At 52.1% G+C, this 23,948-nt stretch carries 23 protein-coding genes and 1 pseudogene; 20 read left to right on the top strand and 4 right to left on the bottom strand.

The genetic code is table 11. From position 1 onward, the window contains the following. From GOB83_RS14840 to GOB83_RS13715, 6 genes are all read left to right on the top strand, one after another. A partial coding sequence (locus GOB83_RS14840; RefSeq protein WP_206752420.1) for a hypothetical protein occupies positions 1-204 on the top strand: 204 nt, incomplete at its 5' end. Continuing rightward, the gene (locus GOB83_RS13735; protein ID WP_165926491.1) at positions 197-511 is read left to right on the top strand and encodes a hypothetical protein; all 315 of its coding nucleotides are present in this window, start codon (positions 197-199) and stop codon (positions 509-511) included. The genes GOB83_RS14840 and GOB83_RS13735, both read left to right, overlap by 8 nt. Positions 512-732: 221 nt before the next feature. After that, positions 733-978 carry a type II toxin-antitoxin system CcdA family antitoxin gene (locus GOB83_RS13730; protein WP_149280582.1) on the top strand — a complete coding sequence of 82 codons (246 nt, stop codon included), beginning with the start codon at positions 733-735 and terminating at the stop codon, positions 976-978. Next, positions 979-1,284 (top strand): CcdB family protein, encoded by a 306-nt coding sequence (locus GOB83_RS13725; RefSeq protein WP_165926490.1) that lies wholly within the window; start codon positions 979-981, stop codon positions 1,282-1,284. A 537-nt stretch (positions 1,285-1,821) separates the two neighbouring features. Further along, on the top strand, positions 1,822-2,763 hold the full coding sequence (locus tag GOB83_RS13720) for a hypothetical protein (protein WP_165926489.1): 942 nt from the start codon (positions 1,822-1,824) through the stop codon (positions 2,761-2,763). Between the two features lie 177 nt (positions 2,764-2,940). Further along, positions 2,941-3,864, top strand: coding sequence for a phage exclusion protein Lit family protein (locus GOB83_RS13715; protein ID WP_165926488.1), 924 nt, complete (start codon positions 2,941-2,943; stop codon positions 3,862-3,864). A gap of 309 nt (positions 3,865-4,173) precedes the next feature. Here the strand turns inward: GOB83_RS13715 and GOB83_RS13710 are convergent, their stop codons facing one another. After that, complete coding sequence (locus GOB83_RS13710; protein ID WP_165926487.1) at positions 4,174-5,181, bottom strand: aldo/keto reductase; 1,008 nt, start codon at positions 5,179-5,181, stop codon at positions 4,174-4,176. A 485-nt stretch (positions 5,182-5,666) separates the two neighbouring features. On the opposite strand from GOB83_RS13710, the gene GOB83_RS13705 reads away from it, so the two are divergent. The 8 genes from GOB83_RS13705 to GOB83_RS13670 all read left to right on the top strand — a co-directional run bounded on the left by GOB83_RS13705 (position 5,667) and on the right by GOB83_RS13670 (position 16,056). Continuing rightward, the gene (locus GOB83_RS13705; protein WP_165926486.1) at positions 5,667-8,096 is read left to right on the top strand and encodes an SIR2 family protein; all 2,430 of its coding nucleotides are present in this window, start codon (positions 5,667-5,669) and stop codon (positions 8,094-8,096) included. A 380-nt stretch (positions 8,097-8,476) separates the two neighbouring features. After that, the gene (locus GOB83_RS13700) at positions 8,477-8,938 is read left to right on the top strand and encodes a hypothetical protein (RefSeq protein ID WP_165926485.1); all 462 of its coding nucleotides are present in this window, start codon (positions 8,477-8,479) and stop codon (positions 8,936-8,938) included. 533 nt (positions 8,939-9,471) lie between these two features. Beyond that, a complete protein-coding gene (locus tag GOB83_RS13695) occupies positions 9,472-9,708 on the top strand; it encodes a hypothetical protein (protein ID WP_165926473.1) in 237 nt (78 codons plus the stop codon). Then, a complete protein-coding gene (locus tag GOB83_RS13690) occupies positions 9,705-10,799 on the top strand; it encodes a DNA adenine methylase (RefSeq protein ID WP_165926484.1) in 1,095 nt (364 codons plus the stop codon). Before GOB83_RS13695 ends, GOB83_RS13690 begins: the two co-directional genes overlap by 4 nt. After that, entirely contained in the window at positions 10,796-13,027 is a 2,232-nt protein-coding gene (locus GOB83_RS13685) for an Eco57I restriction-modification methylase domain-containing protein (protein WP_165926483.1), read from the top strand. Before GOB83_RS13690 ends, GOB83_RS13685 begins: the two co-directional genes overlap by 4 nt. Further along, positions 13,020-13,616 carry a hypothetical protein gene (locus GOB83_RS13680; RefSeq protein WP_165926482.1) on the top strand — a complete coding sequence of 199 codons (597 nt, stop codon included), beginning with the start codon at positions 13,020-13,022 and terminating at the stop codon, positions 13,614-13,616. The genes GOB83_RS13685 and GOB83_RS13680 overlap by 8 nt, the downstream gene beginning before the upstream one ends. Further along, positions 13,606-14,748: an AAA family ATPase gene (locus GOB83_RS13675; RefSeq protein WP_165926481.1), complete on the top strand. Its 1,143-nt coding sequence runs from the start codon at positions 13,606-13,608 to the stop codon at positions 14,746-14,748. The genes GOB83_RS13680 and GOB83_RS13675 overlap by 11 nt, the downstream gene beginning before the upstream one ends. Positions 14,749-14,751: 3 nt before the next feature. Beyond that, positions 14,752-16,056: a 5-methylcytosine restriction system specificity protein McrC gene (locus GOB83_RS13670; RefSeq protein ID WP_165926480.1), complete on the top strand. Its 1,305-nt coding sequence runs from the start codon at positions 14,752-14,754 to the stop codon at positions 16,054-16,056. Between the two features lie 708 nt (positions 16,057-16,764). Here GOB83_RS13670 and GOB83_RS13665 read toward each other — a convergent pair. Next, complete coding sequence (locus GOB83_RS13665) at positions 16,765-17,547, bottom strand: HNH endonuclease signature motif containing protein (protein ID WP_165926479.1); 783 nt, start codon at positions 17,545-17,547, stop codon at positions 16,765-16,767. 603 nt (positions 17,548-18,150) lie between these two features. Here GOB83_RS13665 and GOB83_RS13660 point away from each other — a divergent pair. The 6 genes from GOB83_RS13660 (at position 18,151) to GOB83_RS13635 (ending at position 23,089) form a co-directional block, all read left to right on the top strand. Next, positions 18,151-18,597 (top strand): hypothetical protein, encoded by a 447-nt coding sequence (locus GOB83_RS13660; protein WP_165926478.1) that lies wholly within the window; start codon positions 18,151-18,153, stop codon positions 18,595-18,597. Positions 18,598-19,270: 673 nt separating this feature from the next. Beyond that, positions 19,271-19,696, top strand: a complete 426-nt coding sequence (locus GOB83_RS13655) for a hypothetical protein (RefSeq protein WP_165926477.1) — start codon at positions 19,271-19,273, stop codon at positions 19,694-19,696. A 116-nt stretch (positions 19,697-19,812) separates the two neighbouring features. Then, the gene (gene istA, locus GOB83_RS13650) at positions 19,813-21,336 is read left to right on the top strand and encodes an IS21 family transposase (RefSeq protein ID WP_165926476.1); all 1,524 of its coding nucleotides are present in this window, start codon (positions 19,813-19,815) and stop codon (positions 21,334-21,336) included. Then, positions 21,326-22,105: an IS21-like element helper ATPase IstB gene (gene istB / locus GOB83_RS13645; protein ID WP_025437151.1), complete on the top strand. Its 780-nt coding sequence runs from the start codon at positions 21,326-21,328 to the stop codon at positions 22,103-22,105. Before istA ends, istB begins: the two co-directional genes overlap by 11 nt. Positions 22,106-22,314: 209 nt before the next feature. Further along, entirely contained in the window at positions 22,315-22,494 is a 180-nt protein-coding gene (locus GOB83_RS13640) for a hypothetical protein (RefSeq protein WP_059024947.1), read from the top strand. A 58-nt stretch (positions 22,495-22,552) separates the two neighbouring features. Further along, entirely contained in the window at positions 22,553-23,089 is a 537-nt protein-coding gene (locus GOB83_RS13635; RefSeq protein WP_338420639.1) for a hypothetical protein, read from the top strand. Positions 23,090-23,196: 107 nt separating this feature from the next. Here the strand turns inward: GOB83_RS13635 and GOB83_RS13630 are convergent, their stop codons facing one another. Together GOB83_RS13630 and GOB83_RS13625 are read right to left on the bottom strand one after the other, a co-directional pair. Continuing rightward, a complete protein-coding gene (locus GOB83_RS13630) occupies positions 23,197-23,640 on the bottom strand; it encodes a hypothetical protein (RefSeq protein WP_165926474.1) in 444 nt (147 codons plus the stop codon). Then, positions 23,637-23,948: pseudogene (locus GOB83_RS13625) on the bottom strand (DsbC family protein); the annotation flags it as partial. The gene GOB83_RS13630 and the pseudogene GOB83_RS13625, both read right to left, overlap by 4 nt.

Here is a 23,948-nt window from a genome sequence, read left to right as displayed (position 1 = left end):
ACTGAGCGATGGGATGATCTGGGCCGCAATCTCAGGCGCCAGGCGCTTATCGCGCAGGATGCGGCTGAGCGGGCCAACAGGCTTGTCGCACAGCGGGGGGCTGAAAAGGATATGTTTCAGGACAGGACACAAACGCCAGCGTCGAACCGGTCTAAGGGCGGTGTGGTGCGGCCTTCAACGGATATGGGAGTTGATCATGAGTAACCCGCTGGTGGAAGAAATTGTCGCACGGGCATTGCCCCTCATTCATGTGGAACGGGAAGCGGAGCAGTTGGATAGTCAGGAGGCTTATGACGCGTTTCGGGCCAGACATGCCGACCTGAACCGTCAGGTCATCAACCAGTTGCGCGTCTGCGGATGGATGCGTGATGACGCGACCACAGAGGACATGCGCGAAATCTACTATGCTGTCCTGCGACACCCGGCACTTGAAGGCTCCGCGTCAGATCGGGCTGTTGCCGGGAGCTTGCTAAAGGAGGCGTGGAAAGGGGTGCATGGCTGGGCTGGATAAACGCCCCCGTCAGCCGCCGATTGTTCGCCGGCTGTCCTTTTTTTAAACTGCCTGTCTGCTCAATGGAAACAGAGCAGACAGGCCGCAGTCGCCCACATGCCAGACGTAAGGAGAATTGCGTGAGTGTTCGGAAACCAGCCATATCTCGAGATGATAATATGCACATGGAAATGCGCATACATATGTGCTAAGTTCCGGTTTCTAGGACTTGGAGTAAAGCTATGGTTCGCCTGCATTCTACCAGCCCATCACGTCGTCCGACTAATGTGACGTTACCGGCCCAGTTACTCGAAGAAGCCAAATCGCTTGACCTCAACATATCGCAAGCCTGCGAACAGGGGTTGAAGTCAGCGATCGCTTCAATCCGTGCTCAACAATGGCTCGCAGAAAATCGTTCCTCCCTTGAAGCATCCCGACAGTATGTCGAAGAGAATGGTCTTCCTCTCGCGGATTATCGGAACTTCTGAATGGCCCGTTTTGATGTGTATCGTTTGGCCGGACGAGGTGAAGCGCGTTTCGTTTTAGATGTGCAGGCAGATATACTTGACGAGTTGGGCACCCGCATCGTGGTACCACTCTTATCTCAGAAAGTGGCACCCAAGCCAGCAAAGAGACTGAATCCGGTTTTCGTAATCGATGACCAGTCGTTCGTTATGATGACACAGTTTATGGCTGCTGTGCCTGGACGTGATCTGAAGAAAGTCGTGACTTCATTGTCCCTCTCTCAGGAAGAAATCACCCAAGCTATTGATCTGCTTTTGACTGGTTTCTGAGAGAAAGCCTTAGTCGGCTTTCGCCTACATCTCGGACATTTGGACAGTCGACATATTTTCCGGAAAGCGGTCATAAGCGCCCACCTAATTACATTCATACGGCTCTAATTAAGAATTTTATATTTAAATTATTAAACGATATCAGCGTATTATGTTTCCTCCGTCCAAACGTCATGGTCACCATTAAAGAATAGATATATGTGCATGACCGTGAATGCGATGCTCTATATTGTCTCCGAAGGATGTTCGTGACGTTTGCTGCTGGAATGCGTTCCGTCAGGGACTACTTTTAAACATGATATGATGCCCGAATGTTCGAAGGGGGGGGTAATTACGAACTTATGGGAGACCGACGGGCATGGAACTTGCCTGGGTGCAGGAATGGAGAAATAGACGCTCGAAATTATCAGGTTATCAGATATAGCGAAAGGCTTTGGGGCAGGACGGTGACAGGATAGATTTTTATCATAAATGGGATGGAAAATTTAATGTAATTTCTGATACAATAAATACCTTAAAATTTTGAAAGTTTGCTTCGTGAGCGCTGTCGAAAATTTCAACCGGCCCAGTGATGAATATAAACCTAATTTCGTATTAATTTCAGGTGAAAAAATCATTCCTGTAAGAGTTAGTGAGTTTGGTAATGCATTATATATATTGGATCGAAATTCTATAAATAGAATACGAAATTATATAGAAACAGGAAATTTAACTTCTGAAGTTCAGGATATACAGAAATACGATTGTGTTGGAAACACAATATCGATGATGAATTCATTCCTTGAGGGAAATTATAAAGATGAATCATATGAAAAAATAAAAAAACAAACAAATATACACTCTAAAGTCATATCTATTTTTTTCAAATATGCGGAAACAGATGTTAAATTTTTCAATGAAAATTTTGAAAAGTTTTTTGTGCATGAATCTTTAAGAGAAAAGAATTTTCTTGGAATGATAAACTTTCTCAAGGAAGTTTCTTGTTTATTGTACCGAGATTACAATATGGTTGAAAGCAAAGGCATATTAGAAAAAATATTAAAAAAGGCAATTAATTATTCTATTCCCGCTAGCAACCCTGTTGTTATTGTTTGTATAGCTAGCCTTTACGGGAATAGAGACGCAAAAGGAGTAATAAAGCCAAAGATGGATGTTAATCAATTTAATCCATATAGCGCATTAAACGATCTTCTTTCTATTATTAGAGCCTTCAGGATGCAGGCATTCGGTCGTAAATTTGGTATATTTAATTCTAAAATAGATAATATAGTCACATATGATTCATGTTTAAATAATATAATAAAATATTTTTCTTATAGCTCTCCAGAAAAACTAGAAATTGGTGCTAGTTTTTTTGATTTACATATAAATATAAACATAAAAGGTGAAATGTTCACAAATATTTTCAATATAAAAGAAGAAAAATCAAGGGAGAGATATTTCAATTATTTATACGATAAGATAAAAAGTTCTATATAAAATTTTAATTATTGCAATCAATTAACCATATATTCTTAGAAAGAAAAAAATTATTTTGATCGAAATTCGTTTTAAATGACATAATATGAATGCTTAATGAAAAGTATAGATTGTACTATTGTAAATTCGGTTCTATGCGGTAATTTTTATAAATTTCCTCCATAAAAGCGACTATCTATGATCAGCGAACCATCTCCCCGAACGATCATTCTTAATCTGCTCCGTGGTGCAGTTCCAGAAAAGGCTGAAGAACTTTGCCGGCTTTGGGTAAAGTTCGGCCATGATGTGGAAGTCGCTCCAAGCGCCAAGGGCGCGACGATGAACGCCACAAGCCGACGCATCAAATTCGATACCAAGACGATCGACCTATTTTGGCTCGTCGGTTTCTCAGTTTGGTATGCTATCGAACTCTACACACCAGCTATTATGGTTTCGACTTGTATGGAGAGAACCGTCGAGGACGTTCTCAACGACGACCATGAGCGACCGCAGCTCGAAGCAGATTACAGGCAACGCCTGAGTGCGATAAAAGCACTGCTTGATGCCAATGGGACCGGCGAGGTCGAGTGGCCGGACGATATACCCATGCCGACTGATGACCGGGCCGGGATGCAGAACGATCAAGAGAGAGCCGTATTTGATCTTGTTAGCTTGGCCCTTGCCTTCGTGCTTCTCCACGAACTTAAGCATGTCATCTTTAGTAAAACTGGTGATGCACCTACCGACGGCGCTGAAGAGGAAATGAGCTGCGACACTTGGGCACGGATGACAATGACAAGTTCACTCGCCGAATATGCACGGAACGAGGAGTGCAACTTCGCTGATGTCGAACAAAAGCGAGCAACCGGCATCGCTTTGGCTGCGATCGTCGTCCACGCAATGACAACTCCCTCAATGCGGTGGGGTGGTGACGAGTATCCTCCGATCGCCGCTCGACTTACCGCTTTAATCGATGGGTACTGCCAACCAAGTAACTCTAACTTCTGGCTCTACACAGCCTGCTTACTGGTTGCTCTTATGCGTGAGGATCGGCGCCCTCTCGCCATCTCATCCTCCTCTTACAAAGAGCTGGTCGAGACGCTTCTCGCCGAACTGGCATAACGGGCTTGGGGAAAGACTTGCCGGATAACCGTCATGAAGTGAGTCCTGTGAATGGCTGCTTTCGGCCGTTCCTTCCCAATAACCGACATTCAGTTCGCCCCCCTGAACTGCCTGTCCGATCAAGGAATGTGAAGCGGACAGGCGGTAATCGCCGTCATGACGGACACAAGAAGCATCATGCTAAATTCTGAAAAGCGGACGTAAGTGTCTGTATCTGCCGAGCTGAAAAAAGCTGAAGAGCGCTGCCAGTGAGGGTGGTAGTAATAAGAGTCGACCGGCCCAGATGCTTGCACCGGCTCTATCTTACTCCTAACTCTTTCCGAACCCCGATTTCTCGCTGTCGAGTACCGCCATCTGTTTCGGATCGTAGCGTTCCCCGGCAGCAGACCCTTTTGGAACAGCCTGCTCGATAGCCGCCAGATCGTCGGGCGTCAGCGCAAGATCAAGCGCACCCAGCGCCTCGGAGAGCCGATCGCGCCGGCGGGCTCCTACAAGTGGTACGATATCGTTACCCTGTGCGGCCACCCAGGCAATTGCCAACTGAGCCACGCTCGCGCCCTTGTATGCCGCAATTTCGCGCAATGTCTCCACAAGAGCCAGATTGCGCTCGACATTGCCTTCCTGAAAGCGAGGACTACGAACCCGAAAATCCCCCGGTCCCTTTGCCCCCTGCCAGTGCCCGCTGATCAGACCACGCGCGAGCACGCCATAGGCTGTTATGCCGATGCCGAGTTCACGACAGGCAGGAAGAATTTTGTCCTCAATGCCACGCGAAATCAGCGAATATTCAATCTGAAGGTCGCTGATCGGATGGACGGAAGCCGCACGCCGGATGGTTTCCGGGCCAACTTCCGAAAGACCGATATGCCGGACATAACCCGCCTGAACCATCTCGGCGATGGCGCCAATCGTATCTTCGATAGGCACAGCCGGGTCCAGCCGTGCAGGCCGGTAGATGTCGACATGATCAAGCCCGAGCCGTTGCAGCGTATAGGCTAGGAAGTTTTTCATGGCAGCAGGCCGTGCGTCGTAGGAGCCCCAGTTGCCACCCGGGTCGCGCATCGCACCAAACTTGACGCTGACGAGGAATCTGTCGCGAGGAATATCCTTGATCGCCTCACCTATCAGCATTTCGTTATGGCCCATGCCGTAAAAATCGCCGGTGTCGAGAAGCGTGATCCCAGCGTCCAGCGCGGCATGGATGGTAGCGATGCTTTCTTTCCGATCAGCCGGACCATACATGCCGGACATGCTCATACACCCAAGACCGATTTCGGATACCTGAGGGCCGCTCTTACCAAGTTGCCGCAATTTCATATTTCAGAAAAATCCCTATTTCTTGAAGCAGAACCCTACCACATAGGCTATCTTTCGATAACCTTTCTTCCGTGCAGCTTTTCGTCCTTTGGAACGGAACGAATTTTCCGTTTGATGGAGCAAGCGGACAGGCTGTAGTCGCCTCATCTCGGACATAGGTGCCTAGGAGAACTCTTCATATAGCAGACATAAGCATCACAATTTCTTTGCCCCTCGAGTTGAACAATAAGAAGGAAGAACGCTTTTGGATGCGTAGTCGCACAAAATGGATATTGACATGCAGAAATGTTGAGAGCCGACCTTCGATAAGGTCTTTGTCCTTGGGGCCAATTATTACATAATCGGACATCCATGCATGTAGAACTCATCAGGACTGCGTCGACCAAAGCTTCTCGACATCTCTATGCGAAAATATAAGCAAGAAAATATAGTGTTTTTGGAAATAAAATCAAATTTAGGAGTTGGGATCTATGGAGCTAAACTCATTGGATGAGCTGGAAAGGCGCCTCGACCTAGCTCGCAACGGCGGTGGTATTCTGTTTTGCGGCGCTGGGTTTTCTGCAGATTGTCTGAATTTCAAGCCTGACGAAACGCTCGGCACGGGTGCACAACTACTAGACCTCTTTAATGCCGAACTCCATCAGACCCCCCCATACAAAGATCTGCAAAATGCAGCAGATGCATTACAGGAGAAGATTGCCGACAACGGCATGATGACGCTTCTAAAAAAGCAATTCACAGTTTCTGACTCGACCGGTGATATGACCGATCTGTTACGTTATCCTTGGCAAGTGGTCTACACGACAAATTATGATAATGCGCTCGAGGTTGCGGCGCAGGCCGCGCACAGACAGGTCGACCCTCTCAACAACACCGATGACCCCAAAACGGCCACGACAAATCTCGAAATTATCCATCTGCACGGCTATGTGCGGAAATGGGACATACATAACTTTCGCGAAAGCTGCGTACTCGGTGCCGAAAGCTACTCGAAGCTCACCCACGTAAAGAGCTGGCTTGAACGTTTTCGGCGTGACATTGATCAGGCTCAGATAGTGGTTTTTGTCGGGTTCAATGCTGGCGATTTTCACCTTAACCAGGCGATCAACGACCTGACAGGTTTGCGTGCCAAGGCCTTCTTCATCAATCGCCCGACTGCCGAAGCCAACCCTGATGTTGTAGCGGCTCAAAAGCGGCTTGGCACCCCTCTTTTCATCGGCCGGATCGGGCTTGCCACCACCATCAAGCAGCTTTTAGCCAAAGAAACACCGAAAGAACCACACCTCGCTAGTTTCGTGAAGTACACACCTCCGAATCCGGCTGCAACGGTTCCCACGCGAGCGCAGATCGAAGACTTGTTTCTCTATGGTAAGATCGAGCCCTCACAACTCGCGCGAGATGCATCCAACGATGTATCAGATTACCACATACAACGCAGCGCCATCCAACAAACACTTGACGCCATCACAGGTGATACACGAATCGTACTTTATGATGGGTATGCTTGTGATGGTAAGTCCATACTTACAACTGATCTTGCCTATCGCCTGTCAGGCGCGAGACCTGTCTATCGGCTGCGCCAAGCTTATGAGAACATACTTAACGAGATCGCAGAAATTCTTAGCTACGTACCGAATGCTGCACTGATCATTGAGAACTGCTTTGATCTGCCGAGGGAACGGCTTGTGAGCATTGCACGTCAGTTTGATGGTCAAGACGGCGTTCTGATATTAACGAGTCGGGCCGTGGCGCTAGATGCCAGCCCTGATAGCCTCAAGTCTCTTTGTGAATTCCGTAGTTTTCAGAAAATTACTCTGGCCTGTCTCTCTCAGAGTGAAGCGCGCGATCTGAGTGATCTGGCCGATCAAATCGCCGGATGGCGTGATTTTCATAAGCTTGATCAAGATGCGCGGCTTCGTTTCATCAACGATACTTGCCAGGCAAGCCTACCGCATTTCCTCTTACGGTTACTTCAGTCGGATTACGTTGCCAACCGGTATCGCGAAGAATTCAATAAGTTATCACTTAATAAATCTGAACGCGAAGCGATTATTACCGCACTCTATGTCACTAATATCGGCGAAAATGCACCGCTTACCTTCTTATCTAATGTGATGGAAATAGACTATGGTTCGCTCATCGACAGGATCAATGCGAGGGCCGGTGATCGCGCTTTTCGCCTCATACGCCGGAACGCTGGAATTATCGAAACAATACCCTCAATCGGGGCTCAGAATATTCTTCAAAATTTGTTCGACGACACTGAAATCGTTGATACCATAGTCTTCGTGCTGAAAAACCTTGCCTCAGTCAGTCGCAATTCTTTTGAGCAACGCATGTTTGAACAACTGATGCGTTTTTCCATTCTTTCCAAGGTCGTCTCTAATAGCGATGCAATTGACAGGTTCTTTGAACATAACAAGCAGGAACTGCAAATTAGACGACGGCCACTTTTCTGGCTTCAGTGGCACATGGCCAAATGCGAGGTCGGCGCCTTTAATGACGCGGAAAAATTTCTCGAGCAGGGATATAGTGAAGCCTCTGAAATCGAACGCCGCACCAGAACGACTTACGACCGTCGTCAACTCAACGACCGGCGCGCAAAATTTCTAATGATGCGAGCGGCACAAACCACCCGTGCCAAAGCTGATCTCTTTAGAGATTTCAAAGAGGCAGTTACCCTTACTGATAAGATTCTACATCAAAACGACCCGCAGCACTATCCTTTCGAGACTCTCGCAGAGATCGTGCGAACGTATAATCTGGTAAGTGTCCGCTTAGACAGTGGGCATAAATTCCAGATCAATAGCTGGCTAGAGTCACTCGTACACTATGGTCGCGAGCGAATTGGCGTGCTGGTATCCGGATATCAAAAGGACAAGGCTCAATCGGCGCTCGATAATATTGTCATATGATAGTGAGAGATCGAATAAGACATGGAAACAGAATCTCGTCTGCATCTTTGACTAGAGGCCGTTCGTTCTAGAGTGAGCCGCAATTTTCTTTGAGGGTTCACATGATGAATACTTACCACTACTAGCTGAGAATGACCGTCGATTTTGGCAGAATGGATAGCAGGAAACGTCGTCTGGACTTCAAAGCGGTCGGACCGCTTTCCCCCGCAAATCCGCGTTCCTGCTCCATCTTATTGCGCAGACTGTCCGCAATCGCCCTCATGTTGGACGCTTCAATAGGTTTAAATCTTTATCCAAAGCGGACTTATTTAGCATCTTTTCAGTGTTTTAATAATTTATAATACTCAGGGAGAATCACTTCATAAGGACAAAATGACAAAATGGATACACACACTGTTTCAACAGTTCCAACATGGACATTGATCATTCCAATTATTGCTGCGCTGATAGCATTCATTGGCGTTGGCTTAACGGTCTTCTTCTCGTGGCGAAATGCTAATAAGACACTTAGATCCGCTCATACGTTAAAAATTGCGGAGATGCGCCAATCATGGATTAATTCACTTCGAGATGCGATGAGTGAATTTCAGTCTTATGGTGTAACACCAGGGGTTTCTCAAAGTACTGAGCGAAAATTTTACGAACTTGGGACCCGAATTGAACTTCTTATGAACCCAAAAGACCCAGACTACGATGAGCTACATAAGTGCCTGTATCAGTTTCTTGCCGTTAATGATCTTAATGGAAAATACAGTGCAAATCCACACTTTGTGTCTGTCTGTCAGCGGATTTTGAAACGCGAATGGGAGACTTTAAAGCAGGAAATAGCCTCCGCAGGATAAGCAATTCGAAATTGCTTTTTGAAGAAAATATTTCTGTAGGTTCGACGGTTAGTGTCCGGTTTCGCATACAAACCATCTGAAAGCGGACTCACTGTTCTCCCCCCTGACCTGCCTGTCTGTTCTACATTGTGGGAGCAGACAGGCGGTAATCGCCTTCATGGCGGACATGCGACAGAGCGATTTGATTTCCGCATAGCGGACAGCCAAGAAATGTCCAGAAAACGGTGGCTTTCTGGACTGTCAGAGCAACGCGATTTTTTCGTAATTTATGGTCGTGAAACATATTAAGATAGAGGTTAAGTTTTCTATGTCCGGGTATCGTCCGTAAATCAATTGAGTAGGATGCGCCTGCGGCTCCACAGCCTTCAAGAGGGCCGTGGAGCGCTCGCCAAAACCTGAAATTTGCCGCCCTTGCACAGTCGTCTATGTTTCTGGGGTAGGCCTTCCGCCTTGCTCAATCTATGCAAATGCATTGTCAGAGACAGAACTTGCGAGTACGATGACGCAGATGCACAGACACTTGCGGGGCATAAATGCGATTTGCCGATACAAAGACAGAAACCTTGAATCTGCGTGTCTCACCAATCTTCAAGCGGGTTCTGAAGGAAGTCGCAGACCAAGAGCAGCGCAGTATGGTCAATATGCTTGAAGTGCTGGTGGGCGATTACTGTGACCGCAAGGGCATCGTTCTTTCTGGTTCCAAAGTTACTCCTCCCGCTCGCGAGCATACGCGCGCAGACCGGAAGGCGCACGTGGGAGCAGCGGCATGAGCTTCCGCTACATCGGCTCGAAGTCAAGGCTCATCAGTCAAATTGCGAGGTACATGGGGCCTCCTGAGCATGGTTCCTTCTTTGTGGACGGCTTCTGTGGGACAGGTGTAGTGGCCGAGGCTGCTGCTGAACTCGGTTGGAACGTACGTATTAACGACAGCTTGCGCTCTGCCGTAATTTCAGCAGGTGCACGGCTTATCAGTGCCGATCAAGCTGTTTTCAAGAAGCTTGGGGGATACTCGAAGGCCATCGCCAAGCTCAATGCTGCCAAGCCCAAGCACGGCTTTATGTGGCGCGAGTACAGTCCCGCATCAATGGACACGTGTGGCCTTGAGCGGCGCTATTTCACCCAAGACAATGCTGCCCGAATCGATGCGATGCGGGCTTTGATTGGCGAATGGGTGGAGGCCGGAGACGTTGATGAAGTGGAAGAGCGTCTACTGATTGCCGACCTCTTTGGCGCCTTGAATCGTGTGGCCAACATAGCGGGTACGTTTGGTTGTTTCCTTTCCAAATGGACTAACCAATCGCAAGAAAAGATCGCCATGCGTTGCCGAGAGCTCAAAGAATCTGGCGTGCGCGTGGAGGCCACGGTGGGAGACGTGTTCGATGTGCCCAATTCTGCGAGGGATCTAGTGTATTTGGACCCTCCATATACGAAGCGCCAATACGCAAGCTACTACCACATCCTTGAAACCGTAGCTCTTGACGACGAACCCCACGTGGAGGGTGTTGCAGGGCTGCGTCCTTGGAAGGACCTAGCTTCGGACTTTTGCTATAAGACCCGTGCTCTCAAAACGCTATCACGTTTGGTGCATAGCTTGCGGGCTCAAAAAGTGTTGCTCTCGTACAGTAGTGAAGGGCACATCTGCTTGCAGGACATGAGGGCTGAACTCTCGAAGATTGGCACGTTCACCATGCATCCCTTGGGAGCCATTGGTCGTTATCGACCCAATAAGGTGGCCAGCAGCGCTGCGTCTGATGTGAACGAATTTTTGGTGGTTGTTGATCGTCCCGTTGTGCAGCTTCCCGAAGAGCAATCCAAAATTGTTAATGCCATCAAACCCGTCCTCGTGGAGAGCTTTGCGTGACTGCACCTCGTCCCGTTGAAGCGGAGTACTTGTCCTTAGCGGAAGCAGCGCTCACAAAGGTAGTCGGTGGAGGGCATAGCCCCGACAGGTTTGAGCTTCGTCTCCAAGTTTTGGAGGCAGTATCAGCTCGCTTTGGTGGCTTCGATCTCGCGGCGTTTCACCAAGCATTTGGCACTAAGAGTAAGCGCCCTGCAACAGAGCTCTTGGAACTTGCTGCTTCAGTGGCAAGTGCCATAGAGTATTCACCAATTCATCCTGCTTTGGCGCTGAGCGTAATGGCACGTGAAGTCTTGCAAGAACAGGATCGCAAGAGCACGGGTGCCTATCATACGGACTTTCGCTTGGCTAAGCGTTTGGCGCAGCTTGCGGCTCCCAAACTCACCTACAAGAGCAAAGTGATTGATCCTGCCTGTGGTGCGGGAATTTTGCTTGCTGCTTTGACGTATGCGGTGTGTGGGATGGATCGAGCCAAGACGGCACATTGGTTGGCGCACGGTGTGTGTGCAGCAGACCTCTCGGCCAATTCATTGCGTGCAGCACTGCTTGCACTGGCTTCGTTCACTGACGATATATCGGCACTTAAAGCTATGCGTGCACGCTGGTACTGTGGCGACAGCTTGATGGCAGATAGCAAGGTCTGGACTGCGATGGCCACTGAGGGCTTTGATGTAGTGATCGGTAATCCGCCTTGGGAAAAAGTTAAGCTCTCACGCCACGAGTTCTTGAAGTCCGCGGGTTCTAAGCGTCACTACGGCGCGCAAATTCAGGGGCTCGATGAAAAGCGCTTTGCCCGGCAGCGCGATGAGGTAGCCAATTACTCTCGGCATCTGTTGGCGCGTTTCCCCGACTTGGGCAATGGGGAGCCTGACCTCTACATCGCCTTCACTGAGCTCTTCTTTCATCTGTGTAAGGGGGGGGGTGTTGTGGCGGCACTGATCCCTGGTGGGCTCATCCGCTCGCAGGGCACAAAGGCTATACGTCAGAAGATTTTCGATGCGAGTCAAAGCGTGTCTTTGTCGATCATCGATAACCGTGCGCGGTTCTTTGCCATAGACACACGCTTTAAATTTTTAGCTGTGCTTCTCACGAAAGCTGGCTCTGAGAAGAGTAAGCGTGAGCCCATTTCGCTCCTGCATGAACGTGGCACGCCGACGGGTTTGGAGACGACAGGAAAGGCCACCATCGGACGAGCGGCACTTGCGGCGGTTCGGGGCGATTTGAGCATACCAGAAGTCCGGAATGTGGCGGAGTGGAAGCTCTTCTCTAAGATCACAGAAGCCGGTGTTTCGTGGGAAGCGGATGACTATGGCTGGACACCGAAATTTTGCCGTGAAGTCGACATGACCAAGGAGCGCCCCAAGTTCCTCGGTCGTGCCATGCCTGGTGCCGTGCCCGTGGTAGAAGGTCGCATGGTACAAGCCCATCGCTTCGGTGTTAAAGGGCATGTGTCTGGCACCGGTCGCAGTGCCCTGTGGGAGGCCTATGCCATCGGAGGCTCGCGCCTATTCCCACAGTTCTGGATTCGGCGCAGCGACATACCTCATGCCAACCAGCACCGCGCGGACGTGCTGCGCGCGGGCTTTTGCGACATTGCGGGGCAGACCAATGAGCGCTCGCTCATGGCTTCGCTGATTCCCGCGGGGGTGGTCTGTGGCAACAAAGTGCCCACGATCCTATTCCCTGATGATCCTTCGGAAGAGCGATTGCTGGTCTGGGTGTCTATTGCCAACAGCTTTGCCTTCGACTGGATGCTCCGGCGCGTGCTCACTACGACGGTGAACTACTTCCTGCTGCAAAGCGTGCCTATGCCCAAATTAGCCAAGGATGGCTTGCCTTGGAAGAAGCTGGTGAGTGCTGCGCGCGAACTGCGCACACTTGATAGTTCAGGTGCAACCCGTGAAACCTATGAGCGCATGGCGCAGCTTCGTGGGGAAATTGATGCCGAAGCGGCCGTGGCCTATGGGCTCGATTTAAAGGACATGGAACTGGTGCTTCAAGACTTCCCGCTTTTGGATCGGGGCCAAATAGGACTACCTGGCGATGCCAAGTCTACAATCACCCGCGACAGTGTTTTGGCCGCTATGGCAAAACGCACGGGAAGACGATCAACAGTTTGGTCGCGCCGTACGGTAGAGGCACGTGCGCTGGGGGCAATGGCTTATGTGCCCTCAGAGCTCACCCTCGGTGGCGTAGGAGCCGAGGAAGAAGGAGTTCAAAATCATGGCTAGTGGAGCATCACACGTTGCCCGAATTCTGTACAAGGAAATCGTTGCTGGAGACCTGAGAAAAATCCTCGCTCAGTCCAACGATTCGGATACGGGTGGTGGTGCCCGTGATTTTCGGTTTGGTTCTTTCAAAACACTGCTACCTGTAATCAGGCAGATGTTTCCGAAAAAAGTCAAAGAAAACCGGAAACGTGATGGCATAGTCGAAGAAATCGACGTGTTCCAAGGCGAGTTCTTCTGGTGCGACCCCAAAGGGAAAATCGTCCATAAGGATTCCTTCTTTGAACCGCCTACCGATGTGCGCCCATCCGAAGGCCGCATTGCACGGGTGCATGAATACGGCTGTTTCGATACCAGCCTTGTGCCCAAAGGAGGCGAGGGTAATCGTGTTTTGCTCCTCTTGATCCAGCGGGGCGATGGGTCGGTCTGGCCATACTATGCAGAAGAAAAAACGCTGCGCGATAAGGGTAAATGGGACCCTGTGGTCGCTGAAGAGCTGTTGGCTTGCCTAGATGCTAAACGTGCAGTCAATCGTGCCGTGATCGGCTACCGAGATTTCACCAACGCGAGTAAGTACTGCAATGGTAAGTGAAGACAGCAAACAGGCGTTGAAGCTGCTGGCCCGTTCGCGCAACGTGTTGGTATCCGGGCCTCCTGGCACAGGTAAGTCGAAGCTCTTGGCTGAAGTCGCGCTGGCGTTTGAGACGGCCTTTGGTCTTACGCCGGCAGGTGGTCCACCGCAGCACAATCCCGTGGGGGGCATTCCGATTCCACCAGCCGCAGGAGGAACTGTTAAAGACATTCCTGCACCCACGAAGATGGACCGTAGGGTCTTTCGGACGGTCTTTCACCAGAACTCCAAATACCGGGACTTTGTATCAGGCATCACGCCAGCAGTGAACAAGACAGCAGGCGGGCCAGACTTTACTATTGTGAGGGGCACGCTGTATCGTGCAAGTGAGCATGCGAAGACCCCGAATGGGGCGGCTCTTTTGATCATTGATGAGATCAACAGAGGTCCAGCAGTGCAGGTGTTCGGAGGCGCTATCGTCGCCATTGAATCCGATAAACGCTTGTCCCCTGATGGGGCAAAGCGCGCCGAAACGCAGTTCTTTGAAATGCTCGATCCCAACACGGGCGATGTGATTGAGTATGCTTTACCGCACGACCTCTACATCTTGGCCGCGATGAACCAGGCTGATGCGTCCGTGGAGCCCTTGGACGTGGCGTTCTTACGTCGTTGGGAACCCATGCGTTTGGAGCCCGATGAAGCTGTTTTGCGAACCTTCTATGGTCTCGGTGCTAAGGGTGCTAGCCCTTTGCCTGAAGTTCCTGCCACGGTGAACGATGCCTTTGAGGCTTCCGTTCGTGCTCTGGTGACTGTAAATGCGCAAATTGCTCTCGGACGTGGCCCAGAATTTCAGATTGGGCATGGTGTACTGATGTCGGATGTGAAGCCGCAAACTCTGGGGCTTACTAACGCTTTGGGCACCTTGTGTGTTGGGTGGGCTAAAGTACGGGCACACGTGGAAGAGGTATTCTTTGGGGACACTCGTGGCATTGCTGCTGCCCTCAACGCACTCGATGGACCGGCTTGCAATCCATTCAAGCTTACAGAGACGACTTTTGCGGATGACCTTCGCTTTCGTCTTGAAGGCCCGACAAATTTTTCTGAGGACAACATCTACGCAGCACTTCGGGCCTTTGCCCAACCCAGGGGCTAGTCTGTGGCGAACATCCGAACTCGGCTGTCCCTCGTTGAGTACGGTGCACCCGTTGATTTGAGCGGTGCGATCGTTGATGCCATCGGGGTAGATCGCATCAAGGCCAATAACCTTTTAACCGAGGCTGGGAACCGTGCTGCATTGAACCTGAGGCTCAACTATAACCCCATCAGGGTGGATGCCAAGGGGACACGGGCCATCGATTTTGCGGGTCTCATTCGTCTGGCTCCCTCGCTAGAACTGGAAATCGCTCCCAAGTTCTTGGGGCTCGATGACACTGATGCTGTATGGCGAGAGGACTTTTTTTTCCTCTCTACGCTTTCACGTCATGGGCGGCTCTTGGCCGCAGAGCGCTTATCGGCCTCAGGAGGCGCGCCACGGGATCTGTCCACGTTGGTTGCTCGCTCCATCACGAGCATGTACGAGGCCCTTAAACGTCGTCCACTGCGGAGCTACCGCAGAGTACGTGAAGCAGACTTCTTCATCGATGGGGATCCTGATCCAGTGGACCTCATCTTTCCTTCGCCTGAAGGCTTTGAGCAAGATCTCATTCGCTTTGATCGCAAGAACGGTTGGAACGGGGACATCGTGGCAGCGGCGAAAGAGTTGCTGCCAGAGGTGAGCGACCCATCGGCAGCAAGTTCGCTGATGCGTTTGATCGAAGACCTTTCGCCTCAAAACACTTCTGCCAATCGTCACAAGTCCATTCCTGCTCGGCACAGAGCATGGAAACCATTGCACGAACTGTCCATCGATGTGCTGGGAGGTCTGGGCCTCAACTATAAACAAGGTCAGGCACATGCCCCGGGCTACTTAGTGGATACTTGGCGAGTATGGGAAGACCTAGTGGCGGTGGCTGCGCGCTTGGGCTTTGGCCGCAATACTGTGGTGCACCAACGTGGCTATCCATTGGGCACCAGAACTAAGGTCAGCTCAGGAGCCGTGAGTAAGCTTTCGGTGTACCCAGACTGCGTGATTGAGCCCGATGGTGCGAGGTCCAGAATGTTGCTAGATGCTAAGTACAAGGGCCACGTGGAGAAGGGGCAACTCCGTATCAGTGAGGCAGACATCTACGAAGCCTTGGCCTTCTCAAAGGCCACCGGATGCAACCTTGTGGTTCTGGCTTATCCCGCTCAGCCAGGGGGCGCCCTACAGCCTGTGGGCACCTGTATGGTCTTTGAAAAGGCTGTGGTCGATGCGGTACAGATCGTAGGCGTTCAGATCGAGAGCCGTCTGATTTCTAAGACAGGTGCCCTTAAAGTGTTTGCAGACAACATGGCTATGGGGGTTGGCAATGCCTTTACTTAGAAGACTTTTTTGACGCACCCTTCGCGTATGAAACAAGGATGGCAGCTTTACCCGCTACACTTACGGTCCCAGAGTCTTGCAGCTGCTGATGGTTAGGGCAAACCGAAGTGCATAATCGGCCGTAGCCGTCGGCGAGGATGAACGTTAGAAGAAAGCAGCTTGCCGAAACCGCATAAGGAAGAGCAGGCGGAACCGTTTTTTATCACTTGATACATGGCGTCCGAGAGCGCCGCTGCGAGCACAGTTGCCATGCATAAAGGAAGCACGTTCGATTTAACGTGGTATTTTTTGTGGTATCGTAGGATTAATTCTTCCTAATCTTTTGATTTAAAATGATATTTTCAATTGGTTTACAATAGAGTGGGAATAATAAATAAAGGCCACCAGACCCCGGCGGGGGTCTCTCTGCCTCTTCTAAGGTCATATTTTTTACTGAGAACAATCGAAAACCTACGTCAGTCCGAATGAATGTCCGCTGTTTTAATTTCTAAGCTACAACCGGACCTTCCGTTCTCCCCCCTAAATCACCGGTCTGCTAAAGAAATGTGAGGTAGACCGGCGGAAGTCACCGACATCGGTCATTCCGAGCTATTGAGCCATCCGGTCAAGGCTGCCTCCAAAACGAACGCTCCCGCATTTCGCTGTACTCGTCGAGACCTGCCTTACGTTCAGGCAATCGTACCCGACAAGCGCAATAAGCCGTCCAGCTTATTTTCTGTGTTTACGAAGATACTCTTCGAAACTTGAAAAGAGCGGCTGTCCCTTCGTCGCATTGATCTTGCCGAGGCTTGTCTTTCTGATCCGCTTATCGAGATAGAGGCACAGTTCTACGAAGCGAGTGAGGCTCACAAGCTCCCACTGAGCCCCGAACTCCCGCTTGATGGAGGTGTAGATAATCGCCGGCTTGAAAGGTGTGGCTCGGCCGGGCCCGGCCTTCGCAAACTGTATGTAGCGATCGATTAAATATTTGACATAGCCCCGTTTATCACCATCAGCTCCGATCGATCCGGCGGGCGGAAGGATCTTTGTTTTGTTATTCATCGTCTTGAGGATGAGCGTCCCTGTCTGCACGGCGCCGGGGCTGTTGATCGCGATATTGCCTTTGTTCTCGGTGATTATGGTATTGCCAAGTTTTGCAAGCAAAGCAGCAGCGAAGAACGCGTCTTCGGGACGCTCGGGCTCGCGACTGTCCGCTTCGGCCCGCGCTTTCATGTCGAGCAGCAGCTCGACCGAAAAGGCCTCCGGCTGGGCATCAATGGTCCTGTGATGTGTTGGGCAAAGCAGCAGCAGGTTGTCATAGCCCTGCCGTTCTGTCTCGTTTTGGTGCGGATCGTAACGCTCCCCGCCAGCATTGCGGGCTTTGATGTGGCAGATCTCGCCGATGATCGCTCCATTCTTACCCACGATTGGCGTCGGACACCCCGGAAAAGCGCAGCGTCGCCCCGCCTGCGCGAAGAGCCGTTTTATCGTCGGGAGAGATGGCTTACTCATTGAATGCTAGGTGTCTCAAAGGGACTTTACCACGAAGGTCGCACGTTGCCGGTAAAATCTTTCGCCATGGCGGACATAATAAGCCTGTTTCGTCTGTCATCCTTACCTCCATGTCCGATCGGTACGCACGTCAAAATGCGATTGACCTTACCCCCAACATACCTTCAGTTCTGAGTTAGAGTCTGTGAGTTGCTGTATGCCTTGTTCGCGTGTTGAGCGAAAGCCTCTGGTCAACCGGACATCCGGTGACCTCTCAAGCCAGCTCCATTAACGTCTTGATGCTTCCGATTTCGAGACAAAGATGCAGGATCGTCCTGGCAACAAGACATAAGCCTTTAACCTCCGGTTTCTTTCATACACTTCCGAAACCGAACATCCGGCTCCCACGATCTGCCTGTCTGCTCACTGATACAGGAGCAAACAGGCGGGATGCGCCTTCTTCGCGGACGCACAGGCGGTTAGGGTGGGTCTCACACAACGGTGACGATCGTTACGCGAAAAGTGTATCGGAGGATCGTTGTTTTTGCTATGTTCCAGTGCTTCCGATCATCGTCAATTTCTAGCTGTTAGGGTCGGAGACGAACCTGCTAATGTTGGTCTTTCATGGAACAGTCGATCCAAGCCATTTGGAAGCAAGACGAGATCCCCGTCATTCTGCGGCGCACGGGGAAAGGCGAGCTCCTGCGGGTGCGGTTGCCGTTCGATGGCAATAACCGGCAATGGCTGCAAAACGCGCGCCGCACTACACCAAGCTGGATCGCATCGCGCAAGTTCTGGGAAATCCCGAAAGCCTGGTTCGATGATTTCGTGAATCGCGCGCTGCAGAAATATGGCCGCCTTTATGTGATCCAGCCGTATCGTGAACAGGAAATCTGCTCACCCTCCTGCCAGAACGCCAAGGGCCATGAGTGCCAATGTTCCTGTATGGGCGTCCATCACGGTGCAGGCAGCGACGGGAGCTGGTTTGAGGTTTCCGACGCTTTTTCGACCCGGTGGGGAGAGCGCGAGCTTGCTTGTCGTCTGATGGTTGCCAAGACGCGAGTGCAGTAGATCTTGCTCGCGCTCGCCAAATTTCTGCGCCTCGGGATCGGATCGTTACCCGGCTTTTGGCAGGTTATGTCAGAAGAAGACATGCTGGGTGCCTGATCTAAACGACCGCTTCTGGTCGGTAGCCGTTATTAACATGAGCGCAGGGAATGGCTGCTTTCGGTAATCGCTTCCCAATAACCGACATTCTGCTGTCCCCCTGAACCGCCTGTCCGCTCAAGGAACGTGAAGCGGACAGGCGGCAGACGCCCTCATATCGGTCATTTGGTGCCTCAACCGCCCTCACATAGCTGAAGAATTCGATTACCCTATAGCCAGACCATGGACACGTGGCCTGCTGATGCGCCGAAACATCGCAGATGGAGTGGACCGATCAGCGACTTCTTCAGCATTCAGGTCTGGGGTTTTTGGGACTATGAACCAGGAGTAACCGCGACGATGCGAGCAGCCTATTTGAACTCGTGTGCTGGTGCAGCAGCGAACGAGGCAATTGTACAGCGGATTATAGCGTCATACGGAACCCTACTTGCAGCTCCATAGTGCGTAATTGGATCACTATTTCTGTGCATTGATAAAACATAGGGAGCCGGCCATAGGGAATGATATTTTCCCTGTTATCTGCTATAGTATTTTGGACGAGCGGGATTGTCCTGCTTACTTATAAAGGAAGTCCACCTTGGTTGATGACAACGACGACCTGCCAGAATGCGAACCTGCGCCAGTCCCCCCCCAGCCTGCGCCTGAAGATCCCCATCTGGCTACGAGGCGGACGTTTTACCAACTGTTATTCCGAGTAATGAGTTGGCCAGGAGAAGGGTATCGTATTCCTAACGTCGATCTAAAAGGAGAAGCCATCGCGAATTTGTCAAAATTTGTGGTGGAGCAGGAATGGGGCTCAATCGCTATCCAGGAAAACATCAAAAATGCGGTTGTCAATATAATTGGCATGCGTGTCGCACAATATTGCAAGGATCATCCTGAAACAAAATTGGCTGATGAACAATCACGTATGATGAGTGAAATGCTGGATTATACTAACCGCGCGCACCAAATCAGTAATTTTATTCTGACCAAGGAAGCTAAATCACTCCATCGGCGATAAGATTGTTGATTTTCACTGAGAACTGACCCGGGTAGGGCGGAAATTTTCATCGAGATTTGACCCATGCCTTCACACTCCCCGGCATCATCTGCTGGGGGGTTTTTGGAGTGATTGACATGGAGCTTCTGAGTGTGATCCGCCGGTGGCACTGCCGGGATCATCTTCCGATCCGCGAGATCGAACGCCGGACGGGACTGTCACGCAATACGATCCGGAAATATCTCCGGGCACAGAGTATTGAACCGCGGTTCCAGGTCCCCGAACGTCCCAGCCGACTGGACCCGTTTGCTGACAGGCTGAGGGGATGGCTGGTCCTGGAAGCCGCTCGCCCCCGCAAGAATCGGCGCACGGCGCGACGACTGCATGAAGACCTTGTGGCACTGGGTTATGATGGATCCTACGGACGGGTGGCCGCTTTCATCCGGCAGTGGAAACACGAACAGCACCAGGCACGCCAGACAACGGGTCGGGGTGTTTTTGTGCCCCTGTGCTTCCAGCCTGGGGAAGCCTTCCAGTTCGACTGGGGCGAGGACTGGGCGGTCATTGCCGGCCGTCGCGTCAAGCTGCAGGTTGCCCATACCAAACTGTCCTTCAGCCGGGCCTTCATACTCAGGGCCTATCCCCTGCAGACCCACGAGATGCTTTTTGATGCGCTGACCGAGGCCTTCCGCGTGCTCGGTGGCGTGCCACGGCGGGGTATTTTTGATAACATGAAGACCGCTGTGGACCGGATTGGCTCTGGCAAGGCACGTCAGGTCAATCTGCGCTTCATGGCCCTGGCCAGCCATTACCTGTTCGAGACGACCTTCTGCAATCCGGCAGCCGGATGGGAGAAAGGGCAGATCGAGAAGACCGTGCAGGATGCCCGGCGCCAGATCTGGCAGGATCTGCCTGCCTTTCCTGATCTGGGGGCGCTGAATGCCTGGCTGGAAGCCCGCTGCCTGGACTGCTGGGAACGGCTGCAGCATATCGAACTGGCCCGGAGCATCGCCGAGGTCCATGCTAGCGAGCGTCCTCACCTCATGGTGCCGGGGCGTCCCTTTGACGGGTTTGTCGAACAGACCAAGCGCGTCTCACCAACCTGCCTGATCCAGTTCGATGGCAACCGCTACAGCGTGCCGGCCTCCTTTGCCAATCGTCCGGTCAGCCTGCGGGTTTATCCCGACAAGCTGCGCATTATCGCCGAAGGGCAGGTTCTGTGCGTGCATGACCGGATCATCACGCGTTCGCATGGTGTGCCAGGCCGCACGGTGTATGACTGGCGGCATTATCTGGCGGTCATCCAGCGCAAACCGGGCGCCCTACGCAATGGCGCGCCGTTTACCGAATTGCCAGCCGCCTTCCGGACCCTGCAGGATCAACTGCTCAGGCGGCCTGGAGGCGACCGGGAAATGGCTGAAATCCTGGCCCTTGTGCTGCAGCATGATGAGCAGGCTGTCCTCTGCGCGGTTGAACTGGCACTTGAAGACGGCGTGGCGACCAAGACCCATGTTCTCAATACGCTTCATCGCCTGATCGATGCCAAGAGAACCGTGGTTCCCCGGCTCGATGCCCCACAGGCCCTGGTGCTCGAACACGAACCGTGCGCCGATACAGGGCGGTATGACATCCTGCGAAGGGACAGCCGCCATGCGTCATGATCCTGCGGCTGCTTCACTTGTGGTCATGCTCCGTGGATTGCGGATGTATGGCATGTCCCAGGCCACGGCCGACCTCATCGAGCAGGGGGCACCTGCCTTCGAGGCGGCCATCCCCATCCTCTCACAACTCCTGAAGGCGGAACTGGCCGAACGCGAAGTGCGCTCCATCGCCTACCAGACAAAGACCGCCCGGTTCCCCGCCTACAAGGACCTGTCCGGGTTCTCCTTTGCCGATACGCAGGTCAACGAGCCCATGATCCGCCAGCTCCATAGCGGGGACTTCATCGAGCGTGCTGAAAATGTCGTGCTGATCGGCGGTCCGGGAACCGGGAAAACCCACCTGGCGACCGCGCTGGCCATCCAGGCGATCACCCATCACCGCAAGAAGGCGCGCTTCTGGTCAACGGTCGACCTGGTCAATGCGCTCGAACAGGAAAAGACCGCCAACCGGGCCGGGCAGATTGCCGACAGGCTGCTCCGTCTGGATCTCGTGATCCTTGATGAACTCGGTTATCTCCCCTTCAGTGCGTCTGGGGGCGCCCTGCTGTTCCATCTGCTCAGCCGCCTCTACGAGCGCACCAGTGTCATCATCACAACCAATCTGAGCTTCAGTGAATGGGGAGACGTCTTTGGTGACCCGAAGATGACAACGGCGCTCCTCGATCGGCTGACCCATCACTGTCATATCCTCGAGACAGGAAATGACAGCTACAGGTTCCGCGCCAGCACCGCCGCGTCAAAAAACAGAAAGGACAGATCCTCTTCTTGACCGCCCGCCCGACTGTGCCTGAAATAGCATCTGGCTGGGTCAATTCCTGATGAAAAACCCGGGTCAGTTCTCAGTGAAAATCAACAATCCGCCCCTCAGATGGTGTTGTCGTGTTTTCTTATCCGGGAGCTTGATCTGCGCCAGGAGAACATAAGCCAGCGGAGCAGATTGATGATGACTCTTAGGGCTGCTGCGCTTATTGTTGTTTCATGAAGACTGACACCCGACAGGCAGTTCTTGAGGCAATCAAGAAACAGACCAATGCCAATATCAAAAGCAAAGCCACCGCCCGTGCGGCTCTGCAGCGTATGGGTATTGTCGATCGCAAGGGCAATATTACCAAGGAATATACACGGGATCCCCGATCCGATGGTATGATGCGGGCGTGACGCATTGACTGCTCTGCATACGTCTTTTGTTCTCGGGTATCATGGATGTTCCGAAAAGGTGGGCCGTAGTCTCATCTTGCGGCAGCAACAGCCGATCAAGTCGGAAACAGCTTATGACTGGCTGGGGCCGGGGTTTTATCTCTGGGAGTCAGACCCGCAAAGGGCTTATGAATGGGCGGAACAGAAGAAAGAGCGTGACCCGACCTTCAAGCCTTTCGTTGTTGGTGTCGTGCTCGATCTTGGCAACTGTCTTGATTTAACGAACCGCGAGGATCTCGCTCTCCTTCAAGTAGCCTATGACGGTTTGAAGGCGACTCTTGATGTCCAAGGCACTCCCCTTCCTGAAAATCGTGACGCCAGTTTCGATTCCAACAACGACAAATTGTTCCGCAATCTGGATTGCGCCGTTATCCGCTATCTGCACGCCTCGTTAGACACAGGCTCTCCGCTACCCGCCGCTTACGACACGGTTAGAGGTCTTTTTCAGGAAGGCGCGCCACTATACCCGGGTAGCGGGTTTCGATCCAAAACACACACACAGATAGCAGTTTGCAATCTGGATTGTATCAAGGGTTTCTTTATCCCGCCGCTATAGGCCAAAAGTTCTGGTACAGACTGCGCCTGAAGGTTGAAAACTGGCTGGAAGCACGGCCTCGTGCCAGAGCGCGACAAGTCTGAGGCTCCAGCGCGACGCAGTGCTCCCTAACGGGGCCAGAGATTGCTTCCCCGTGCGATGAATGTTCCGAACCGCCCAATGCCTCCAGTTCGGAGCATCCAGTTCGAGAAGCTGAGTCTAATAAACTCGGCCAGCAGCACCAGCAGGATAACCCCGAATTGCAGACTGGTGACACTGGCCAGCCTTGTCCCCTGGTGAACACACGACCAGATCCACACGCACAGAGTGCCCACAAACAGGCCCAGGCAGAACCGCCCGTTGCGCCGTGTGGACACCAGCGCCCTGATAGTCGCCGGGTCCATAACGGGAGCAAGAGCCGTGTCGATGGCTGACGCTTCGATGAAGGCTTTCCGGTCGCGCAGATACTGTCGCGACAGGTTAAAGGTGCGCACGCCCCTCACGAATGGCAGGTAAAGCGGGAAAATCAGCCATTTCCCCACTCTTAGAATGGGGCGTGTGGACCACCTCACCGCCCCAGTTCCCGTATCAGCTGTTCAACATCCCCAGGCAACCCCTCAGTGACATGCGTGGCACCAGCCTTGTCGCGCCAGATGAATGTCGGTGTCCCTGGGACACCGATGGCATTGGCGACGGCCATATTCTGCTGCAGATGAAGAGCCGCCTCGTCCGTGCGGGGCATGTCGTCTGCGACGTGATGCAGATCGACGATCTTCTGCCATGTCGCCTGCATCTCGTATGGCACTGCTGACAACAGCGCTGTGGCGGCCGGGGTGCTGGCATTGCCGTTTTCGTGATCATTGATCGCGATCGGCAGCAG

The sequence above is a fragment of the Acetobacter fabarum genome (genome assembly GCF_011516925.1).
Lineage (GTDB): Bacteria > Pseudomonadota > Alphaproteobacteria > Acetobacterales > Acetobacteraceae > Acetobacter > Acetobacter fabarum.
This window is presented reverse-complemented; position numbering and strand designations above follow the sequence as displayed.

Bases quoted from the DNA above. Each gene is read 5' to 3' on its own strand.
- GOB83_RS13735 (WP_165926491.1), top strand. From the start codon at position 197: ATGAGTAACCCGCTGGTGGAAGAAATTGTCGCACGGGCATTGCCCCTC.
- GOB83_RS13730 (WP_149280582.1), top strand. From the start codon at position 733: ATGGTTCGCCTGCATTCTACCAGCCCATCACGTCGTCCGACTAATGTG.
- GOB83_RS13725 (WP_165926490.1), top strand. From the start codon at position 979: ATGGCCCGTTTTGATGTGTATCGTTTGGCCGGACGAGGTGAAGCGCGT.
- GOB83_RS13715 (WP_165926488.1), top strand. From the start codon at position 2,941: ATGATCAGCGAACCATCTCCCCGAACGATCATTCTTAATCTGCTCCGT.
- GOB83_RS13710 (WP_165926487.1), bottom strand. From the start codon at position 5,181: ATGAAATTGCGGCAACTTGGTAAGAGCGGCCCTCAGGTATCCGAAATC.
- GOB83_RS13700 (WP_165926485.1), top strand. From the start codon at position 8,477: ATGGATACACACACTGTTTCAACAGTTCCAACATGGACATTGATCATT.
- GOB83_RS13695 (WP_165926473.1), top strand. From the start codon at position 9,472: ATGCGATTTGCCGATACAAAGACAGAAACCTTGAATCTGCGTGTCTCA.
- GOB83_RS13690 (WP_165926484.1), top strand. From the start codon at position 9,705: ATGAGCTTCCGCTACATCGGCTCGAAGTCAAGGCTCATCAGTCAAATT.
- GOB83_RS13680 (WP_165926482.1), top strand. From the start codon at position 13,020: ATGGCTAGTGGAGCATCACACGTTGCCCGAATTCTGTACAAGGAAATC.
- GOB83_RS13675 (WP_165926481.1), top strand. From the start codon at position 13,606: ATGGTAAGTGAAGACAGCAAACAGGCGTTGAAGCTGCTGGCCCGTTCG.
- GOB83_RS13665 (WP_165926479.1), bottom strand. From the start codon at position 17,547: ATGAGTAAGCCATCTCTCCCGACGATAAAACGGCTCTTCGCGCAGGCG.
- GOB83_RS13660 (WP_165926478.1), top strand. From the start codon at position 18,151: ATGGAACAGTCGATCCAAGCCATTTGGAAGCAAGACGAGATCCCCGTC.
- istA (WP_165926476.1), top strand. From the start codon at position 19,813: ATGGAGCTTCTGAGTGTGATCCGCCGGTGGCACTGCCGGGATCATCTT.
- istB (WP_025437151.1), top strand. From the start codon at position 21,326: ATGCGTCATGATCCTGCGGCTGCTTCACTTGTGGTCATGCTCCGTGGA.
- GOB83_RS13640 (WP_059024947.1), top strand. From the start codon at position 22,315: ATGAAGACTGACACCCGACAGGCAGTTCTTGAGGCAATCAAGAAACAG.